This window comes from Massilia sp. Root418 (assembly GCF_001425265.1).
GTDB lineage: Bacteria > Pseudomonadota > Gammaproteobacteria > Burkholderiales > Burkholderiaceae_D > Rugamonas.
On the sequence record NZ_LMEC01000011.1, the window covers coordinates 907,717 to 927,842 of the forward strand.

Annotated in this window: 13 protein-coding genes; 8 read left to right on the top strand and 5 right to left on the bottom strand. The window is 66.3% G+C overall.

What is annotated here, in order from left to right; genetic code table 11:
* Positions 1 to 50: 50 nt before the first annotated feature.
* The 5 genes from ASC94_RS32485 (at position 51) to cueR (ending at position 12,252) form a co-directional block, all read left to right on the top strand.
* On the top strand, positions 51 to 5,405 hold the full coding sequence (locus ASC94_RS32485) for an S-layer family protein (RefSeq protein WP_056394548.1): 5,355 nt from the start codon (positions 51 to 53) through the stop codon (positions 5,403 to 5,405).
* Positions 5,406 to 5,669: 264 nt separating this feature from the next.
* Entirely contained in the window at positions 5,670 to 7,247 is a 1,578-nt protein-coding gene (locus tag ASC94_RS11515) for a ShlB/FhaC/HecB family hemolysin secretion/activation protein (RefSeq protein ID WP_056394551.1), read from the top strand.
* An 11-nt stretch (positions 7,248 to 7,258) separates the two neighbouring features.
* Positions 7,259 to 7,974 (top strand): filamentous hemagglutinin N-terminal domain-containing protein (locus ASC94_RS33640; protein ID WP_229417239.1); only part of this gene is annotated, 716 nt, incomplete at its 3' end.
* A 3,042-nt stretch (positions 7,975 to 11,016) separates the two neighbouring features.
* Complete coding sequence (locus tag ASC94_RS11535; RefSeq protein ID WP_056394560.1) at positions 11,017 to 11,862, top strand: FecR domain-containing protein; 846 nt, start codon at positions 11,017 to 11,019, stop codon at positions 11,860 to 11,862.
* A 3-nt stretch (positions 11,863 to 11,865) separates the two neighbouring features.
* On the top strand, positions 11,866 to 12,252 hold the full coding sequence (cueR, locus tag ASC94_RS11540) for a Cu(I)-responsive transcriptional regulator (RefSeq protein ID WP_056394563.1): 387 nt from the start codon (positions 11,866 to 11,868) through the stop codon (positions 12,250 to 12,252).
* On the opposite strand, the gene ASC94_RS11545 is transcribed toward cueR, so the two are convergent.
* The gene (locus tag ASC94_RS11545) at positions 12,242 to 13,003 is read right to left on the bottom strand and encodes a sulfite exporter TauE/SafE family protein (RefSeq protein ID WP_056394566.1); all 762 of its coding nucleotides are present in this window, start codon (positions 13,001 to 13,003) and stop codon (positions 12,242 to 12,244) included. The two genes, cueR and ASC94_RS11545, sit on opposite strands and share 11 nt — an antisense overlap.
* 78 nt (positions 13,004 to 13,081) lie before the next feature.
* On the opposite strand from ASC94_RS11545, the gene ASC94_RS11550 reads away from it, so the two are divergent.
* Positions 13,082 to 13,789, top strand: a complete 708-nt coding sequence (locus tag ASC94_RS11550) for a glutathione S-transferase (protein WP_056394568.1) — start codon at positions 13,082 to 13,084, stop codon at positions 13,787 to 13,789.
* Positions 13,790 to 13,791: 2 nt separating this feature from the next.
* Here ASC94_RS11550 and ASC94_RS11555 read toward each other — a convergent pair whose 3' ends face one another.
* The 4 genes from ASC94_RS11555 to ASC94_RS11570 form a co-directional block, all read right to left on the bottom strand.
* On the bottom strand, positions 13,792 to 13,992 hold the full coding sequence (locus ASC94_RS11555; RefSeq protein ID WP_056394571.1) for a heavy-metal-associated domain-containing protein: 201 nt from the start codon (positions 13,990 to 13,992) through the stop codon (positions 13,792 to 13,794).
* A gap of 155 nt (positions 13,993 to 14,147) precedes the next feature.
* Positions 14,148 to 16,013: a PhoH family protein gene (locus tag ASC94_RS11560; protein WP_056394574.1), complete on the bottom strand. Its 1,866-nt coding sequence runs from the start codon at positions 16,011 to 16,013 to the stop codon at positions 14,148 to 14,150.
* A 220-nt stretch (positions 16,014 to 16,233) separates the two neighbouring features.
* Positions 16,234 to 16,698 (bottom strand): peroxiredoxin, encoded by a 465-nt coding sequence (locus tag ASC94_RS11565; RefSeq protein ID WP_082616416.1) that lies wholly within the window; start codon positions 16,696 to 16,698, stop codon positions 16,234 to 16,236.
* Positions 16,699 to 16,812: 114 nt separating this feature from the next.
* A complete protein-coding gene (locus ASC94_RS11570; RefSeq protein ID WP_056394579.1) occupies positions 16,813 to 17,190 on the bottom strand; it encodes an Mth938-like domain-containing protein in 378 nt (125 codons plus the stop codon).
* A 200-nt stretch (positions 17,191 to 17,390) separates the two neighbouring features.
* Here ASC94_RS11570 and ASC94_RS11575 point away from each other — a divergent pair, with 200 nt between their 5' ends.
* Together ASC94_RS11575 and ASC94_RS11580 are read left to right on the top strand one after the other, a co-directional pair.
* Entirely contained in the window at positions 17,391 to 18,623 is a 1,233-nt protein-coding gene (locus tag ASC94_RS11575; RefSeq protein WP_056394582.1) for a pyridoxal phosphate-dependent aminotransferase, read from the top strand.
* Between the two features lie 52 nt (positions 18,624 to 18,675).
* On the top strand, positions 18,676 to 19,998 hold the full coding sequence (locus tag ASC94_RS11580; RefSeq protein ID WP_056394585.1) for a homoserine dehydrogenase: 1,323 nt from the start codon (positions 18,676 to 18,678) through the stop codon (positions 19,996 to 19,998).
* The last annotated feature ends 128 nt before the right edge of the window (positions 19,999 to 20,126 follow it).

The window sequence follows — 20,126 nt, forward strand, 5'->3', positions numbered from 1 at the left end:
CGTGGCGGCGAGATCCAGGTGCTGGGCGAACGCGTGGGCCTGGCNGCCGCGTGAGCGCGGACAGCGCGGCGCTGGGCGCGAACGGCAAGATCGTACTGAAGGCCAGCGGCGCCGGCGGCACCGCGCTGCTGGAGGCGGGCAGCCAGACCAGCGCCGCCAACAGCGCGGGCCGTGGCGGCGAGATCCAGGTGCTGGGCGAACGCGTGGGCCTGGCAGGCGACGCGGCGGTGGACGCCAGCGGCGCGGCCGGCGGCGGCGCGGTGCTGATCGGCGGCGATTACCAGGGCGCCAACGCGGCGGTGCCGCATGCGCAGCAGACCTACATCGCGTCCGGCGCCAGCGTGCGCGCCGACGCCACGGGGCAGGGCGATGGCGGCAAGATCATCGCCTGGAGCGACGGCGCCACGCGCGTGTTCGGCAGCCTGTCGGCGCGCGGCGGCGGCGCCGGCGGCAATGGCGGCCTAGTGGAAACCTCGGGCCGCTACCTGGACATGCAGGGCAAGGTCGACACCCGTGCCCCGGGGCCGGGCGGCAAGACCGGCACCCTGCTGCTGGACCCGACCGACATCTACATCGCCATCGACGCCGACACCGCGTCCTATGGCGGCGGCATGCAGTTCGGCGCGCCGGAGCTGGCCGGGCCGGCCAGCGTGTTCCTGCCGACGGGGACCGTGCACGATTCCCTGCTCACCACCGCCACCCTGCAAAACGCGCTGCTCACCACCGGCGTCACCGTCAAGACCAGCAATGCCAGCGGCACCGGCGACGGCTCCATCCACGTCCTCAGCAAGCTGGAATGGAGCACCGGCAGCAGCCTCACGCTCGATGCGGACAAGAACATCTACCTGCAAGCGGCGATTGCGGCGCCCAACGCCGCGCTCGACCTGAAAGCCAACGGCGGCAGCATCGTCCAGGTGACCAGCCCGATCGACGGCCTGAGCGCGAAAAGCCTGAGCGCCCTGGCCGCCACGGACATCCAGCTGGACAACAGCGGCAACAGCATCGCCGGCACGGCCACGCTGGCGGCCGGCAGCGGCAACGCCACCCTGACGGCGGCCAGCATCAACCTCGGCAACAGCAGCGCGGGCGGCAGCTTCACGGCCACGGCCGGCACCGGCAACCTGGCCGTCAGCGGCACGGTCAGCGCCGGCGGCAGCGTGCTGCTGTCGACCCAGCGCAGCGGCGACCACCGCATCACCAACAGCGGCAGCGTGTCCTCGGGCTTGGACATCCAGCTCAAGAGCGGCAAGATGACGCTGGCCGGCGGCACGCTGACGGCCTCCTCGGTGCTGCTGGAATCGGACAACGCCATCAACCTGGGCGCCACCGGCAACCCGGCCGACACGCTGGCCCTCACCAGCGCCGACCTGAATTCCGCCCATGCCGGCGAACTGCAGGTGGTGGCGGGCGAGGGCCACGCCGGAACCGGCGACATCGTGCTGAGCGCACCGCTGTCCTTCGGCGGCGTGCTGGCGCTGACGGCCCACCGCAATATCGACCTGCAGGCGGCGCTGGCCACCGGTGGGCTGACGCTGAGCACGCCGGGCAGCATCACGGCCACCGGCAGTGTCGCGGTGGACGGCACCTTCAACGTGCTGCAGGGCAGCTGGAGCCAGTCCGCCGCCACGCTGCCATCCTTCCAGGCCACTGATTTCCGCCTCAGCGGCGGCAGCTTCCTGCGCACCATCGGCGGCAACGGCAGCGGGGCCACACCGTACACGCTGGTCGATATCTATGGCGTGCAGGGTATCGGCACGCTGAGCGGCAGCCACTCGTACGTGCTGAACAACAATATCGACGCCAGCGGCACCAGCGGCTGGAACGGCGGCGCCGGCTTCCAGCCGATCGGCAACAGCGACTACAGCTACAGCGGAACCTTCAACGGCAACAGCAAGGCCATCAGCGGCCTGGTGATCAACCGGCCCGACAGCGATAACGTCGGCCTGTTCGGCTACTTCGGCGGCAGCATCAACAACCTGACGCTGACCGGCGGCAGCATCAGCGGCCACCGCAATGTGGGCGCGCTGGTCGGCCGCACCAGCGGCGCCGACGCCCACTTTTCCAATGTGCATACCAGCGCGGCGGTGAGCGGGAAGGGCAATGTGGGCGGCCTGGCAGGTTACAGCGGCGCTGAGATCGACAACGCCAGCAGCAGCGGCGCGGTGACGGGCGGTTACGAGAGCCAGTACGCGTCCAACATCGGCGGCCTGGTCGGCTACAACTTCGGCAGCATCAGCGGTTCGCATTCGAGCGCCAGCGTTACCACCAGCGGCCAAGGCTATGCCGGCGGCCTGGTGGGCGCCAACTACTCGGACCAGGCCGGCGACGGCAGCATCAACGATTCCTATGCCACCGGCAATGTGAGCTCCAGCGGCGAGATAGTCGGCGGCCTGGTGGGCGACAACGTGGGCGGCGCCATTACCGCGGCGTATGCCTCCGGCAGCGTGCAGGGCGGCCGCAACGTGGGTGGCCTGGTCGGACGCAACGCGGCCGGCTATTCGCGCAGCGGCGCCATCCGGGACGTGTACGCCAGCGGCGCGGTCAGCGCGCACGGCAGCCCGAACACCAACATCGCGCACCAGAACATGGGTGGCCTGCTGGGCGAGAACCACAGCGGCACGGTGGCCAATGCCTTCAGCAGCAGCACCCTCAATGGCAGCGGCTTCAGTTCCGTCAGCGGCCTGGTGGGCTCGGCCTCGGAGGGCTCGTTGCTGCAGCGCGGCTACTTCGACGCCACCAAGGCAGGCACCAGCACCGATGCAGGCGGCGCCACGGCGCTGACCACGGCGCAGACCAAGCAGCAGGCCAGCTTCACCGGTTTCGACTTCACCACCACGCCGGTCTGGCGCATCTACGAGGGCGACACCACGCCGCTGTTGAAAAGCCTGCTGAAGCCGCTGACCGTTACCCTCAGCGGCAACCAGACCAGGGTCTACGACGGCGTCACCGGCGCCGCCTTCTCCGGCGCCAGCAGCATGACCGGCCTGGTGGACGGCGACACCGCCACCCAGGGCAGCCTGGCCTGGACCGGGGCGCGCAACGTGGGAACCTACTATGCGGTAGGTGGCCTCTGGTCCACGAAATACGACATCGCCTACGCCGGCAGCCCCCAGCTGAGCATCACGCCGGCCGCGCTGACGGTGAGCGGTATCAGCGCCAACTCCCGGGTATACAACGGCGGCACCAATGCCTCCTTGTCCTTCGCGGATGGGGGGCAGTTGCTCGGCGTTTTCAGCGGCGACTCGGTAGCGCTCAGCACCGGCAACGCCAGCGCCAGCTTTGCGGACCGCCATGTCGGCAGCGGCAAGGCGGTCTCCGTCACAGGCCTGGCGCTCACGGGCGCGGCTGCGGGCAACTATACCTTCAGTGCGCCCGCGCTGAGCGCCGATATTACGCAGCTGGCTTCGGTGAGCTGGATCGGCGGCGCCAGCGGCCTGTGGAGCGATGGCGCCAACTGGTACGGCGGAGCCATACCGGACGGCAGCAATGTGGCCCATGTGGTCCTTGGCGGCAGCAGCGGTGTGGTCAGCTACAACGTCGGCACCACTTCCCTGCGCAGCCTGACCGCCAGCAATGGCCAGGGCCTGGCCATCAACGGCGGCGCGCTCTCGCTGGGCGCGCAGGCTGGCGACGTTTCCGCGCTGTCCGGCACGGTCAGCCTGAACAGCGGCAACCTGGGCCTCACCGGCTCGCTGGCCGCCGGCACTTACACGCAAAGCGGCGGCGCCCTGGCCGGCGGCGGCAACCTGGCCGCCGGCGCTTTCAGCATGAGCGGCGGTACCGTGGGCGGGCTAGGGACGCTGGCGGTCGGTACGCAGTACGCGCAGACCGGCGGCGTGATCACCACGTCCGGCAATATCATCATCAACCAGGCCAGCGGTAATCTGGCGGTGGGAGCTCTCTCGGCGACGGAAGCCATCTCGCTAACCGCGCAAAGCGGTAGTATTTCGCAGAGCGGCGCACTGAGCACGGGCAGCCTGCGCACGGCATCCGCCGGCGGCACGGTGCTCGACAACAGCGCCAACCATGTGCGCAACTTCAGAGGCAGCAACAGCGGCAGCGGCGGCATCAGCCTGCGCAATGTGCTGAGCGGCAGCGACGAGTTGGGCGTCGGCGACCTTGGCACCACCGGCGGCGGCATCACGATAGATAACGTGGGCGGTATCCATACCACTGGCGACCTGCGCGCGCTGGCGGGCACGGTGTCGCTGACGGCGCACAGCCCGGTCTCGGTGGGGCATGAGATTGCTGCCGACAGCATCAATCTGTCGGCCAGCACCGGCATTATGCTCACCGGCACATCCGACTTGTTGGCCACGCACGATATCAGCCTGAGCGCCGGCACCGGCGTGCAGTTGGGCGGCACGCTGGCCAGCACCGCCGGCGGCATCAGTGTGCGGACGCAGGCCGGTTCGATCACGGCGGCGGAAGGGACATCGATTTCGAGCAGTGGGCCTACGCTGCTATCGGCGCTTACTGGTTCGGTGAATGTGGCCAGCAGCATGTTCCAGCCCGGTACCGTATCGACCGTTTATGACGGCGCGGCGGACGCGGCGGCCAAGGCGGCGGCGGAAGCAGCAGCCAAGGCAGCGGCGGAAGCGGCGGCCAAGGCAGCGGCGGAAGCGGCAGCCAAGGCAGCGGCGGAAGCGGCGGCCAAGGCAGCGGCGGAAGCGGCAGCCAAGGCGGCGGCGGAAGCGGCGGCAAAGGCAGCTGCCGAAGCGGCGGCCAAGGCGGCTGCGGAGGCGGCAGCCAAGGCCGCAGCGGAAGCGGCAGCCAAAGCAGCGGCGGAAGCAGCAGCCAAGGCGGCGGCGGATGCAGCAGCTAAGGCAGCGGCGGATGCAGCAGCCAAGGCAGCGGCGGACGCGGAAGCCAAAGCAGCGGCGGATGCGGCAGCGGAAGCCGCAGCCAAGGCGGCAGCCGATGCGGCAGCCGATGCGGCAGCTAAAGCGGCAGCTGACGCGGCAGCCAAGGCGGCAGCCGACGCGGCAGCTAAAGCAGCAGCCGATGCGGCAGCCAAAGCAGCAGCCGATGCAGCAGCAAAGGCAGCGGCTGATGCGGCGGCCAAGGCGGCGGCGGATGCCGAGGCGAAAGCGGCAGCCGATGCCTTGGCCAAGGCTGCAGCGGACGCGGCGGCGGCTGCGGCGCAGAACGATCCGACCCAGCCGGTCGGCCAAGCGATCAATTCCACCGTCAACATCATTAACGTCTCGACTTCCAGCAGCAGCGCCAGCGCCGGGAATTCGTCCGCCCCGCCGGCCGCTTCAGGTTCCGGTGGCACGGCTGCAGCCCAGCCCGGCGAAAGCAAGGGCAGCGAAAAGAGCGAAAAAAGCGACACCAAGGACGGCCCTTCGTCCACCAAGACGGCCCCGAAGGACGAACCAGTCAAGAAAATGTATTGCAATTGAACCACGCTGCCAGCGCCTTGCTGGCAGCTATCCACGGCAATATCTGTTTCTTTATGGAATTTAATTGCCAATTCGTGCTAGCATTCCGGCATCCGCGCACGGGATGTGTCATCTGGAACGAAAAAATCCTTGATTTTTCAGCAAAATCAGAGGGATTGCCTTGGTCCTGGGTAATAATCGCTAGTGCGCAGCCCGGCCGGGGTATTGGCCGTGCAGCCAGGCATCAGCACCAGCTTCAGCACCAGAATAACTCCAAGAGCCTATATGACATTGAAACTAGCGCGCTTTTTCGCGGGCACTTTGCTAGCCGCCGCCATCAGCGCGGCCTGGGCCCAAGAGCCCGGCACCGACATCCGATTTGAGATCAGCCGCTTCGACGTGAAGGGCAACACGCTGCTGCCCGCCGCCGACGTGGAACGCCTGGTGGCGCCGTTCGTTGGCCAGCGGCGCGACTTCGGCGACGTGCAGCGCGCGTTGGAAGCGCTGGAAGCGGCCTATCACGCGCGCGGCTACAACGTGGTGACGGTGGAACTGCCGGAGCAGGAGCTGGACCAGGGCGTGGTGCTGCTGAAGGTGGTGGAAACCAGGATCGGCCGTGTCAAAGTGGAGAACAACCGCTATTTCGACGAAGCCAATGTCCGGCGCAGCTTGCCGGCGCTGCGGGAAGGCCGCACGCCCGATCTGAACGAGGTGTCCAACAACCTGCGCCTGGCCAATGAGAACCCGTCCAGGAAGGTCAACCTCAAGCTGCAAAGCAGCGACACGGAAGGCGAGGTCGATGCGCGCCTGGACGTGAGCGACGAAAACCCGTGGAAAGCCATGCTCAACGCCGACAACACCGGCACGGGCCAAACCGGCAAGACCCACCTCGGCTTCGTGCTGCAGCATGCCAACCTGTGGGGCCGCGACCACGTGGCCAGCCTGCAGTACACCACCACCGCCGAAGAACCGGGCCGCGTGAAGGTGTACGGCGTGGGCTACCACATTCCGCTCTACAGCCTGGGCGATTCGCTGGACTTCTTCGGCAGCTATTCCAACGTCGATTCGGGCACCGTCTCGGCCGGCATTTTCGACCTGGCGGTGAGCGGCAAGGGCGCGGTGTTCGGGGCCCGCTACACCCAGGGCGTGGCCAAGCGCGGCAAGCTCGAATCGCGCCTGGTCTACGGCATTGATCACAAGGCATTCAAAAACAGCGTCGTGCTGCTGGGCGAGGAACTGGGCAACGACGTGACCGTGCATCCGTTGAGCGTGAACTACGTGGCCAACTGGAGTGGCGAGATCGGTGAACTGGGCGGCTCGGTCACGGTGCTGCACAACGTATCGGGCGGCGCGCGCGGCGGGCAGGACGATTTCACACGCGCCCGCCTCGGCGCCAAGCCCGACTACAATGTGCTGCGCCTGTCGGGCAGCTACAGCCGCAGCCTGCCGCAGGACTGGCAGCTGCGCGCCATCGCCAACGGCCAGTACACGCCGGACGCGCTGATCCCCGGCGAGCAGTTCGGCGCCGGCGGCGCCAGCTCCGTGCGCGGCTTCTCCGAGCGCGAGATCTCCAACGACAAGGGCCTGGGCGCCAACCTGGAGCTGTACACCCCGAATTTCTGCGCCAGCGAGCGTTGGCAGTGCCGCGCGCTGGCCTTCTACGACGCCGCGCACGTCAAGCGCAACCACGCGCTGCCTGAAGAACTGGGCGGCACCACCATCGCCAGCACGGGCCTCGGCCTGCGCGTGATGATGGCCACTTACCTTAACCTGCAGCTCGACTACGGCCACGTGGTACAGGCGGGTGCAACAGGGCGCAGCGGCGCCAACCGGCTGCACATGCGGCTGGGACTATCCTATTGAAGAGTTAGATGATGCGAGCGTATTTTCCAAGCCACCTGCACCTGAAGCGTAAACTCCTGGCGGCCACTGTCGCCGCCTGCTTCGGCGCCGCCGCGCATGCCAATCCGCTGGCCCCGCAAGTGGTGGCCGGGCAGGCGCAGTTCAGCCAGCAGGGCAATGTGTTCTCGATTACGAATGCGCCCAACACCATCATCAACTGGCAGAGTTTTTCCATCCAGGCCGGTGAAATCACGCGCTTCATCCAGCAGGGCGGCGACAGCAAGGTGCTGAACCGCATTGTCGGCCAGGACCCCAGCAAGATCCTCGGTGCGCTGCAGTCGAACGGCAAGGTCTACCTGATCAACCCGAACGGAGTCTTGTTCGGCAAGGACGCGCGCATCGACGTGAACGGCCTGGTTGCCTCCAGCCTGGCCATCAGCAATAGCGACTTTTTGGCCGGGAAGAACCACTTCAGCGGCGAGGGCGCGGGCAAGGTGGTCAACCAGGGCAGCATCACCACGCCGGGCGGCGGCCAGGTCTACCTGATTGGCGCCAGCGTGGAGAACAGCGGCGTGATCACCACGCCGCAGGGCGAGGTGGTGCTGGCGGCGGGCAAGAGCGTACAGCTGGTCGACTCGGCCAACCCGGACGTGCACGTGGTGCTGTCGGCGCCGGCGGACCAGGCGCTGAACCTGGGCCAGGTGCTGGCGGCCGGCGGCAAGGTCGGCATCTACGGCGCGCTGGTGAANTGTGCACGTGGTGCTGTCGGCGCCGGCGGACCAGGCGCTGAACCTGGGCCAGGTGCTGGCGGCCGGCGGCAAGGTCGGCATCTACGGCGCGCTGGTGAACCAGCGCGGCCGCGTGAGCGCGGACAGCGCGGCGCTGGGCGCGAACGGCAAGATCGTACTGAAGGCCAGCGGCGCCGGCGGCACCGCGCTGCTGGAGGCGGGCAGCCAGACCAGCGCCGCCAACAGCGCGGGCCGTGGCGGCGAGATCCAGGTGCTGGGCGAACGCGTGGGCCTGGCGGGCGACGCGGCGCTGGACGCCAGCGGCGCGGCCGGCGGCGGCACGGTACTGATCGGCGGCGATTACCAGGGCGGCAACGCGGCGGTGCCGAACGCCCAGTTCAGTTTTGTCAGCAAGGATGCCAGTATTTCGGCCGACGCCACCGCGTCCGGCAACGGCGGCAAGATCATCGTCTGGGGCGACCAGGCAACGCGCGCCTACGGCGCGCTGTCGGCGCGCGGCGGGCGGTCGGGCGGGAACGGCGGCCTGGTGGAAACCTCCGGCCACTTCCTGGACGTGGACGGCGTGCGTGTCGATACGCGCGCGCCGGGCGGAACGGCCGGCCTGTGGCTGCTGGACCCTGAATTCATCACCATCGCCAGCGGCGGCACCGCCACGCGCGACGACGTGGCCAACTTCGGCGCTGGCCAGGCGAGCGGCATTACGTCGATCGCACCGGCCACCCTTAATGCGGCCACCACCCACGTGGCGCTGCAGGCGCGCCGCGACATCACCTTCAGCGACGCGGTTTCCATTGCGGCGCAGGGCGTTGGCGTATCGGCGCAAGCGGGCGGCAGCATCACCGTGGACGCCGCGCTGGCCACCAATGGCGGCCCGGTTATCCTGCAAGCGAACCTGGGCGATACCGCCAGCGGCGCGGGTGCGGTGAATGTGAACGCGGCCGTGTCCACCAATGGCGGCAACCTGGTGCTGAGCGGCGCCAGCGTGGCGCTGAACGCGGCGGTGCGCGTGGGCCTGGGCGACGTGGACCTGCGCTCGAACACGGCCGGCGGCAGCATCTCGGTCGGTGCCGGCGGCAACTTGAGCGGCGACTCGGACGCGGCGTACTCGCCGCTGTTCTCCTTCATGGCGGACAGGATCAGCCTGCAGGGCAGTGTGAACGGCGGCGGCGCGGGCGAGGGAACCTCGGTGTCCTTCGTGCCCTACAGCGCGGACCGCACCATCCTGGTGTCCGGCTCGGCGAACGAAAGCAAGCTGACCCTGGCACCGGCCGACCTGGCGCGGGTGTCGGCACTGAATATCAATATCGGCAGCAGCGGCGCCAGTGGCGGCGTGGTGGTGGCGGACACCCTGGAACTGGGCAATGTGCGCAACCTCTTCATCGAAAGCGCGGGTGACATCGGCGTCAACGCCACCGTGCAGGCCAGCAGCACCAGCGGCACCATTTCGTTGGGGACCTACGGCAGCGCGGCTGGCATCAAGTTCGGCGCCGGCGGCAAGCTGGGTGCGCAGAATGTGCTGCTGCGATCGGACAATATGGACCTGGGCAGCACCGCCGGGGCCATCACCGCCAGCGGCCTGGCCAGCCTGTCCACCTACAGCGACACCGCCGGCATCCAGCTGGGCGGCAGTGGGGGCAGCGGCACCTTGTCCTTGTCGGCCGCCGAACTGGCTGCCATCGACGCGGGGACGCTGCAGTTGAATACGGCGCAGGATCTGTCGGTGGCGGGCGACGTGCTGTCGGTGGCGGACACGCTGGTGCTGAAGGCCGGCACCATCAGCAACGGCGGCGGCAAGATTACCGCCGGCGCGCTGGATATGACCGCCAGCGGCAGCATCGGCACGGCGGCCAGCGCGCTGTCGACGGTGGTGTCGCAATTGTCTGCGGAAAGCACGGCCGCCAGCGGCAGCAACGGCATCAACATCAGCAACGTGAACTACGCGGCCAATCCGCTGTCTTCGCAAGCGGGGCAGCTGACCATCAAGAAGCTCACGGTGGCCAGTGGCAATGACGGCGTAATTACGCTGCACAATTCCGGCGCCACGCTGCTGGACGCGTCGGGCACCGTGTCCGCAGGCAGCGGCAAAGTGACGCTGGCCGCGCATAGCCCGCTGACCATCAACGGCGCGGTGCGCACCGTTTCCGGCGATATCGAACTGGTGGCCGGTTCCAGCGGGGCCGCCACGGACGTGCTGAGCTTCGGCGGCAATGCCGTGGTCAGCTCCGGCAGCGGCGGTGTTACGCTGACCGCCGGCGCCGCCATTGAAGGGCTGAGCAGCGCGACGGTGCAGACTGCACCGGGAAAACTGGTTACGCAAGCGAACCAGAATACGCCTGTGACGCCGCCTGTCACGCCGCCGGTGACTCCACCGGTAACGCCGCCGGTGACTCCACCGGTAACGCCGCCCGTGACGCCGCCGGTAACGCCGCCCGTGACGCCGCCAGTTACTCCACCGGTGACGCCACCAGTGGTCACGCCGCCGGTCGAGCCGCCGGTCACACCGCCGGTCGTCACGCCGCCGGTCGAGCCGCCGGTCACACCGCCGGTCGTCACGCCGCCGGTTGAGCCACCTGTGACGCCGCCCGTGGTGACGCCCCCGGTCGAGCCGCCTGTAACTCCGCCTGTGGTTACGCCGCCTGTCGTTACGCCGCCTGTCGTTACGCCGCCAGTCGTTACGCCCCCGGTTGTCACTCCCCCGGTTGAGCCTCCCGTGGTGACGCCGCCGGTCACGCCGCCCGTGGTCACGCCGCCGGTTGTCACGCCGCCCGTGGTCACGCCGCCGGTCACGCCACCGCCTAGTCCGGACATCTGCAAGGTCGCGCCAAATTCGGCGCTGTGCCAGGTGCTGTCCCCGCCGACCGCCAGCGAGCCAGTCAAGCCGGTGCAGCTGGCGTCCAATGAAGTCATCAAGACCGTCAGCGCGGCGGTCCCGCGCGCCGAGACTGGCGGTCCGGCAGCCGTCAGCGCCACGCCGGACGACAAGGCCGACAGCAAGGCCGACACCAAAGAAATCGCCTCAAACGACAAATCGGGATTGAAAAATGAGCCAGTTAAAAAACTGTACTGCAACTAAAGCCTTGCTGCTGCTGGTCCTGTGGTGCAGCTGCACCCTGGCGCTTGCGGCGCAAGTGGCGGGCACCGTGGTGCAGCTGAGCGGCCCGCTTCTGGCGCGCAAGGCCAGCGGCGCGGTCAAGATCCTGTCGCTCAAGTCCGAAGTCGAAAGCGGCGACACGCTGGTGACGGAGAAGAACACCTACGCACTGGTGCGGTTCATCGACAACAGCGAGATGACGCTCAAGCCGTCCACCACGATGAAGATCGACAGCTACGCTTTCGACAACGCCAAGCCGGACGGCGACAGCGCCAATTTCAGCCTGGTGAAAGGCGGCCTGCGCTCCGTGACCGGCCTGCTGGGCAAGCGCAACAAGGAAAAGTTCGAACTGAAGACGCCAAGCGCCACCATCGGCATCCGCGGCACCACCTTTGTTGCCGAGTACGTCCCGCCGGACGAGGCGCGCGCCACCGCATCGCTGCAAGCCTGGCTCAATGCCAGCACTGCCGCGCTGGGCGATACGGTGATGCCCGTCGCGCCGCTGCAGCTGGCGCAGGCGGCGCCGCCATCTCCCTCAACGCCCTCGCCGAGTTTGCCGCCGGGCTTGTACGTGCACGTGATCGATGGCCTGATCCACGTGACGAATCCGATTGGCACCAGCAACTTCAGCGCCGGCCAGTTCGGCTACACGGCGAGTCCCCGGACGCCGCCGGTCATCGTGCCGAGAGATCCCGGCATCCGCTTCTCGCCGCCGCCGTCGTTCAGCATTCCAGGACCGACCGGCTCCACTGCGGCACCGGGTAAATCCAATACGGTCGACTGCGAAGTCCGTTAAGCCATGAATATCGGCCAGGCCGCGCAGGCATCGGGCGTTAGCGCCAAGATGATCCGCTACTATGAAAGCATAGGGCTGGTCAGCGAGAGCCGGCGCAGCGAGGCGGGTTACCGCATCTACGGCGAGAAGGATCTGCACGCGCTGCGCTTCATCAAGCGCGCCCGCAAGCTGGGTTTTTCGCTGGAGCAGATCCGCGACCTGCTGTCGCTCTGGCAGGACAGTGCACGCGCCAGCGCCGACGTGAAAAAGATCGCCTTATCGCACGTGGACGAACTGAATCAGCGCATCCGCGAGCTGACGGAAATGCGCGACACGCTGGCCACGCTGGCGTCCTGCTGCCAGGGAGACGAACGGCCCGATTGCCCCATCCTCAAAACGCTCAGCGAATAAACATCCAGACGGTCAGCGCCGCGCCGACCGCCACCACGAAGCCCCGCATCAGTTTTTCCGGCATGCGGTGGATCAGCCACGAACCGCACAAGCCGCCCGCAATGCCGCCCGCGCACAGCGCCAGCGCGGCGGGCCAGCTGATCATGCCCGAAAAGGCGAAGATGGCCGCCGCCGACGCGTTCATCGCCATCGCCAGCATGTTCTTGGTGGCGGTGGCCATGCGGATCTGCTGGCCGGCGATGGTGAGCGCGGCCAGCATCAGGAAGCCGATGCCGCCGCCGAAATAGCCGCCGTAGACGGCAATGCAGCACTGCACCGCCACCAGCGCCCAAGTCGGCATGCCGCTGACCGCGTGCAGCGGCTGGCTGCGGAAACTGCCCCAGGCGAAGACGGACGTGGCAAACAGCACCAGCCAGGGCACCAGGCGGGAGAAGAAGGTGGGCGGCGTCACCATCAGCAGGATGGCGCCGAACACGCCGCCGGCCACGCTGATGGTGAACAGCTGCCTGAACGTCAGCCCGGCCACGCCGCCCGCCAGCTTGCGGCCGGCGATGGCGGAGGTGGTCTGGCTGGGAAACATGGCGATGGTGGAGGTCATGTTGGCCGCCACCGGATTCAGGCCAGCCAGCAGCAGGGCGGGGAAGGTGATGAAGGAACCGCCGCCCGCGAGGGCATTCTGTACCCCGGCAAACAGGCCGGCGGCAGCGATCAGGAGGACGGTGTGGAGTTCGAGGGGAGGGACTGGAGACATGCCCGATTATAGCCGGGCGCGCCGCGCGGCGTAATTCGGGCATCATGGCCGCATCGCCATATCCGGGGGGAGCGAACGGTGGAATATGAACTGTACTACTGGCCCACCATCCAGGGCCGGGGCGAATTCGTGCGGCTGGCGCTGGAGGAGGCGGGCGCCCGCTACAGGGACGTGGCGCGCGGCAAAGGCGGCATGCCGCCCACCGAGGCGGCCATCGACCCGGCCGAAGAAGTGCGCGCCGCCTTTGCGCCGCCGGTGCTGCGCGCGGGCGAACTGCTGATCGGGCAGACCGCCAACATCCTGCTCTACCTGGGCCGCAGGCACGGCCTGGCGCCGCGCGCGGAAGCGGGCTGGCTGTGGGCGCACCAGTTGCAGCTTACCATCGCCGACATCGTCAACGAAGCGCACGACACGCACCATCCCGTTTCCACCAACCTGTACTACGAAGACCAGAAGAAGGAGGCGAAGAAGCGCGCGGCCGATTTCACGGCCGAGCGCATCCCCAAGTTCCTCGGCTACTTCGAGCAGATCCTGCAAAACAATGGCGGACGCTATATGGTGGGCAGGCGCCTCAGTTACGTGGACCTGTCGCTGTTCCAGCTGATCGAGGGCCTGCGCTACGCCTTTCCCAAGGCGATGGCGAAGCAGGAGCCGGGCTGGCCCGGCCTGCTGGCGCTGCACGGCATGGTCGCTGCCCGGCCCAATATCGCCGCCTACCTGGCCTCCAAGCGCCGCATCCCCTTCAACGAGGACGGCATCTTCCGCCGCTATCCCGAACTGGAGTAGGCTTACTGCGCGGCGGTGACGGGAAAGCCCGCGTCGGCGATGGCCGCCTTCACGGCGTCCAGCGGCGCGCCGGACTGCACCATCACCTGCTTGCCCGCCAGGTCTACCTCGACCGACGCCTGCGCGTCGATCGCCTTGACCGCCTTGGTCACGCTCGCCACGCAGTGCCCGCAGCTCATTTCTTCCACTTGCAGCTGATACATATCAACCTCCTTGTTGTGATGTGTGTACTGTAGGCCTTCCCACCATGGGAAGGTCAAGCCCAAAAAAAGGGGTCAGGGTTAATTAATTGGGAAATGTTTCCAAATTAATTAACCCTGACCCCTTTTTGTGCTGCGGCGCGGGCCGCAGTAGCTTGTTACAGCACGTCGCTGGCGTGGTCGGCCAGGCGCGAGCGTTCGCCGCGCGCCAGGGTGACGTGGCCGCTGTGCGACCAGCCCTTGAAGCGGTCTACTACGTAGGTAAGGCCGCTGGAACCTTCCGTCAGGTAGGGCGTGTCGATCTGCGCGATGTTGCCCAGGCAGAGGATCTTGGTGCCGGGACCGGCACGCGTGACCAGGGTCTTGACCTGCTTGGGCGTCAAGTTCTGCGCTTCGTCGATGATCAGGAACTTGTTGACGAAGGTGCGGCCGCGCATGAAGTTGAGCGACTTGATCTTGATGCGCGAGCGGATCAGGTCCTGCGTCGCGGCGCGGCCCCATTCGCCGCCGTCGCTGTCGGACTTGTTGAGCACTTCCAGGTTGTCGTCGAAGGCGCCCATCCATGGCGACATCTTCTCTTCCTCGGTGCCCGGCAGGAAGCCGATGTCCTCGCCCACCGGCACGGTGACGCGGGTGACGATGATCTCGTTGTACAGCTTGGTCTCCAGCACCTGCGCCAGGCCGGCCGCCAGGGCCAGCAGGGTCTTGCCGGTACCGGCCTGGCCCAGCAGGGTGACGAAGTCGCACTCCGGGTTCATCAGCAGGTTCAGCGCGAAGTTCTGCTCGCGGTTGCGCGCGGTCACGCCCCACACGCTGTTCTTGTTGTGGCTGTAGTCGCGCAGGGTTTGCAGCACGGCGGTCTTGCCGTTGATCTGCTTGACCTGGCCGTAGAACGGCGCCTCGCCGTTGGCCGGCTCCAGGAACACGAACTGGTTCACCAGCAGGGACGGGATGACCGGGCCGGTGACGCGGTAGAACGTGGCGCTCTGGCCGTTCTTGTTCTCCTGCCAGGACTCCATGTCCTTGCCGTGCTTGTTCCAGAAGTCGTCCGGCAGCTGGACGATGCCCGAGTACAGCAGGTCGGTGTCTTCCAGCACATGGTCGTTGAAGTAGTCTTCGGCCGGCAGGCCCAGCGCGCGCGCCTTGATGCGCATGTTGATGTCTTTCGACACCAGCACCACGGCGCGGCCCGGCTGCTCGTCCTCCAGCGAACGCACCACGCCCAGGATCTGGTTGTCTGCCTTGCCTTGCGGCAGGCTGGCAGGCAGGTCGGCGATCTGCAGCTTGGTCTGGAAGAACAAGCGGCCCTTGGCGTCCTTGTTGCCCAGCTTGGACAGCGGGATGCCGCTCTCGATGGCGTCGTCGTCGGTGCTGCCGACCAGCGCGTCCAGCGTGCGCGAAACCTGGCGGGCATTGCGCGCCACCTCGGTCATGCCTTTCTTGTGATTGTCCAGCTCTTCCAGCGTCATCATCGGCAGGAAGACATCGTGTTCCTCAAAGCGGAACAGCGATGACGGGTCGTGCATCAGCACGTTGGTGTCGAGCACGAACAGCTTGGTGCTGCCTTCCTGGTCGGCATGGCGGCTGGTGGAGGACTTGATGGTCACTTCCACCGGCTTGTGCTTGGCAGGATGCGGCGCTTCCACCAGCACCGGCGCGGACTTGCCGCGCGGCGACTTGGCTTTGGGCGACGCCGGCGCGGCGGCCGGTGCGGCGGCAGGTGCAGGAGCGGCCTGCAGCAGCGCGGCCTTCTTCGCGGCCGGCTTCTCGGCAGGCTTGGCGGCGGCGGCGGTCTTGGCCTTGGCGGCCGGTGCGGCGACTACCGAAATCGGCGCGGCAGGTGCAACAGCGGGTGCGACAGCTTTGACGGGCTTGGCCGCAGGCGCCGCCTTGGCAGCTTTCTTCGGTGCGGCAGGCGCGAGTTCAACAACAGGCAAAGGCTGGGGACGAACGCCGCTGGCCTTCGGGTAATCTTTTGCGAGCAACAGCGTTGCAGGCTTGGTAGGCAGTTTTGGCAGTGGCATCAGGATCTCGATCTAAAAAATGCTGGAAGGGTCCGCCCATTGGACACGCCGCGCAAATAGCGGCGCATGGGGTGGATGCTGACGAAAAGAAATATAAGAACTGCCGCGGGCGGGTAACGCCCGTTGAATGTACCGGTTGGTGGCCGCAGCCACCTGATACAGTTGGTGGGAGAACTTTGCAGACTCAAAATCGGATGTTGGTGCGTCAGTGTGGTGCGCTCTATGATTTTACAAATTCCAGTACTTCATCGACGTGACCAGGAACCTTCACGCCTCTCCATTCTTTCACCAATCGGCCGCTACCGTCAATGACAAACGTGCTGCGCTCGACACCGCGCACCGTCTTGCCGTACATCTGCTTCATCTTCATCACGCCGAAGGCCTGGCATACAGCCTCGTCCGGGTCGGAAATGAGCTCGAAGGGCAGGCCCAGCTTGGCCTTGAAGTTCTCGTGCGACTTCAGCGAGTCGCGGCTGATGCCATACACTTCGGCGCCGGCGGCCTGGAACTGCTCGTGCAGGTCGCGGAAGGCCATGTTCTCGGTGGTGCAGCCGGGCGTATTGTCCTTCGGATAGAAGAACAGCACGGTGTGCTTGGCCGGGCGGCCCGACAGCTGGAAAGTCTGGCCGCTGGTCATGGCGGCGGAAAAGTCGGCGACGGTTGCTACGGATGGGCTATCAGCCACAGGTGCTCTCCTGGACGGTGGCGCTGGTGCGTGGGCATGGTTGCTGGCAGCGTACCCAGCGGCGCATAGATGGGGATAATGTACTGTTATTCAAGCTTGTTCGGCTGATATTTCTTATTGCTTTTCGATGATGAGCGCCAGGGTCACCTTGCGGCCTTCGGCCATCAGGATATTGTAGGTGCGGCAGGCGGCGTTGGTGTCCATGCATTCCACGCCGATGTGCCTGCCCATCAGCGGCGCGGTCAGCTTGGGATGCACGAAGCGCTGGCGATCGCCGGTGCCGAGGATGACCACGTCCGGCGCGTCGTCCAGCAGCTGCTCGAAATGCGCGACCGTCAGCTGCTCGAAGCTGGCGACCGGCCAGGCGCGCGGTGGCGTTTCCGGCAGCACGATCAGGCTGTGGTCGTAGGGCTGGGCGTTGATTTCCACGCCGCCGGGAAAGTAGCCGGTGACGGTCTGGTAAGCCTGGGTGCTGTTGGGGTGGAGCTTCATAATAAAGTTTATGCGTAAGTATCTGTACGTAAAGTGGCGTAAAGGGACGCGATTCAGATCGTTATTGTAACGTTTTCCCTCGATCTGCGGCCCGCGAAGGTTGATTTAATCAAGCGGTTTCGGCAGAATGGGTATTTTCGCAATGCACCATTTGCGCGCATCGCCCGCCACGGGCCCCGTTATCTCGATAGGATTAGATTTTGCGACCGATTAACAAGTCGAACAAGCTGGCCGAAGTTTGCTATGAAATCCGCGGTCCGGTGCCGGAGAAGGCGCGGCAGATGGAAGAGGAAGGCCACAAGATCACCAAGCTGAACATCGGCAACCTGGCCGTGTTCGGCTTCGATCCGCCGGACGAAATCGTCCACGACATGATGGTCAACCTGCACGGCGCGGCCGGCTACACCGATTCCAAGGGCATGTTCGCGCCGCGCAAGGCGGTGATGCATTACACGCAAGGCAAGAACATCGCCGGCGTGGCGATCGACGATATCTACCTGGGCAACGGCGCCTCCGAACTGATCGTGATGTCGATGAACGCGCTGCTCAACACCGGCGACGAAGTGCTGGTGCCGGCGCCCGACTATCCGCTGTGGACCGCGGCCGTGAGCCTGTCCGGCGGCACCCCGGTGCACTACGTGTGCGACGAGCAGCAGGACTGGTTCCCCGATATCGAGGACATGCGCCGCAAGATCACCAGCAACACCAAGGCCATCGTCGTCATCAACCCGAACAATCCGACCGGCGCGCTCTATCCGGACGAGATCCTGCTGCAGATCATTGAACTGGCGCGCCAGCACCAGCTCATCATCTACGCCGACGAGATCTACGACAAGGTGCTGTACGACGAAGCGCGCCACACCTCGATCGCCTCGCTGGCGGACGACGTGCTGATGGTGACCTTCAACGGCCTGTCGAAGAACTACCGCGCCTGCGGCTACCGCGCCGGCTGGATGGTGGTCTCCGGCGAGAAACGCCATGCAAAAGATTACATCGAGGGCCTGAACATGCTGGCCTCGATGCGTTTGTGCGCAAACGCGCCGGGCCAGTTTGCCATCCAGACTGCGCTCGGCGGCTACCAGAGCATACAAGACCTGGTGGGCCCCGGCGGGCGCCTGTTAAAGCAACGCGACCTGGCTTACAAGCTGCTGACCGAGATTCCGGGCGTCACTTGCGTCAAGCCGAAAGCGGCGCTGTACATGTTCCCGCGCCTTGATCCGAAGATCTACCCGATCGCGGACGACCAGCAATTTGCCTACGACTTGCTGGCAGAAACCAAAGTACTGATAGTCCAGGGCACCGGATTCAACTGGATTGCGCCCGACCACTTCCGCGTCGTGTTCCTGCCGAACACGGACGACATGACGGAAGCGTTCGGACGTATCGCGCGCTTCATGGAAGGCTATCGCAAGCGCCACGGCAGCCCCATCTGATAATCACAGCGCCGGGCCGGCGCCGCCGGCCGCGCTGCAAGGAACTCACCATATGAAACCCATCAAAGTAGGCCTGTTAGGCGTCGGCAATGTCGGCTCCGGCACGTTCAACGTACTGGAACGCAACCAGGAAGAGATTCGCCGCCGCGCCGGACGCGGCATTGAAGTGGTGGCCGTCTCGGCCCGCAACCTGGAACGCGCCAAGCAGCGCACTGGCGGCAAAGTGAAAGTGGTCGCCAGCCCGTACGACATCGTCAACGATCCGGAAATCGATATCGTCGTCGAGCTGATCGGCGGCTACGACGAAGCCAAGGCGCTGGTGCTGCAAGCCATCGCCAACGGCAAGCACGTGGTCACCGCCAACAAGGCGCTGCTGGCCGTGCACGGCAACGAGATCTTTGCCGCCGCCCAGGAAAAGGGCGTGATGGTGGCGTTCGAAGCGGCTGTCGCAGGCGGCATCCCCATCATCAAGGCGCTGCGCGAAGGCCTGACCGCCAACCGCATCGATTGGTTCGCCGGCATCATCAACGGCACCACCAACTTCATCCTGTCCGAGATGCGCGACAAGGGCCTGGACTTCGCCACCGTGCTGAAGCAGGCGCAGGAACTGGGCTACGCCGAAGCCGACCCTACCTTCGACATCGAAGGCGTGGACGCGGCGCACAAGGCCACCATCATGTCCGCCATCGCCTTCGGCATCCCGGTGCAGTTCGATAAGGCGCACGTGGAAGGCATTTCCAAGCTGGACGCGGTGGACATCACCTACGCCGAGCAGCTGGGCTACCGTATCAAGCTGCTGGGCATTGCCAAGCGCGCCAAGGTCAACGGCACCGAAGGCATCGAGCTGCGCGTGCACCCGACCCTGATCCCGGCCAAGCGCCTGATCGCCAACGTGGAAGGCGCCATGAACGCGGTGCTGGTGCAGGGCGACGCCGTGGGCGCCACGCTGTATTACGGCAAGGGCGCGGGCGCCGAGCCGACCGCCTCGGCCGTTATCGCGGACCTGGTCGACATTACCCGCCTGGCCACGGCCGACCCGGAACACCGCGTGCCGCACCTGGCCTTCCAGCCGAACGCCATGACGGACATCCAGATCCTGCCGATGGACGAGATCACCACCAGCTATTACCTGCGCCTGCACGTGGTGGACCAGCCCGGCGTGCTGGCCGACCTGACCCGCATCCTGGCCGATGCCACGATCTCGATCGACGCGATGATGCAGAAGGAGCCGGCGGATAACGAGACGCACACCGACATCATCATCCTGACGCACCAGACGCAGGAAAAGAACGTCAACGCGGCCATCGCCAAGATGGAAGCGCTGGCCACGGTGGTGGGCAGCGTGACCAGGATCCGGTTGGAAAACCTGAGCTGATCTTCAGGCGGCGCTGCGGCGGGTTACGCGCGTACCGCGCTAACCCGCCCTACGAAAAACGCGGCGCTGCTGCCCGTAGGGCGGGTTAGCGCCAACGGCGCGTAACCCGCCAAGCCGCCGCCTATCGC

Bases quoted from the DNA above. Each gene is read 5' to 3' on its own strand.
- ASC94_RS11515 (WP_056394551.1), top strand. From the start codon at position 5,670: ATGACATTGAAACTAGCGCGCTTTTTCGCGGGCACTTTGCTAGCCGCC.
- ASC94_RS11535 (WP_056394560.1), top strand. From the start codon at position 11,017: ATGAGCCAGTTAAAAAACTGTACTGCAACTAAAGCCTTGCTGCTGCTG.
- cueR (WP_056394563.1), top strand. From the start codon at position 11,866: ATGAATATCGGCCAGGCCGCGCAGGCATCGGGCGTTAGCGCCAAGATG.
- ASC94_RS11545 (WP_056394566.1), bottom strand. From the start codon at position 13,003: ATGTCTCCAGTCCCTCCCCTCGAACTCCACACCGTCCTCCTGATCGCT.
- ASC94_RS11555 (WP_056394571.1), bottom strand. From the start codon at position 13,992: ATGTATCAGCTGCAAGTGGAAGAAATGAGCTGCGGGCACTGCGTGGCG.
- ASC94_RS11560 (WP_056394574.1), bottom strand. From the start codon at position 16,013: ATGCCACTGCCAAAACTGCCTACCAAGCCTGCAACGCTGTTGCTCGCA.
- ASC94_RS11570 (WP_056394579.1), bottom strand. From the start codon at position 17,190: ATGAAGCTCCACCCCAACAGCACCCAGGCTTACCAGACCGTCACCGGC.
- ASC94_RS11580 (WP_056394585.1), top strand. From the start codon at position 18,676: ATGAAACCCATCAAAGTAGGCCTGTTAGGCGTCGGCAATGTCGGCTCC.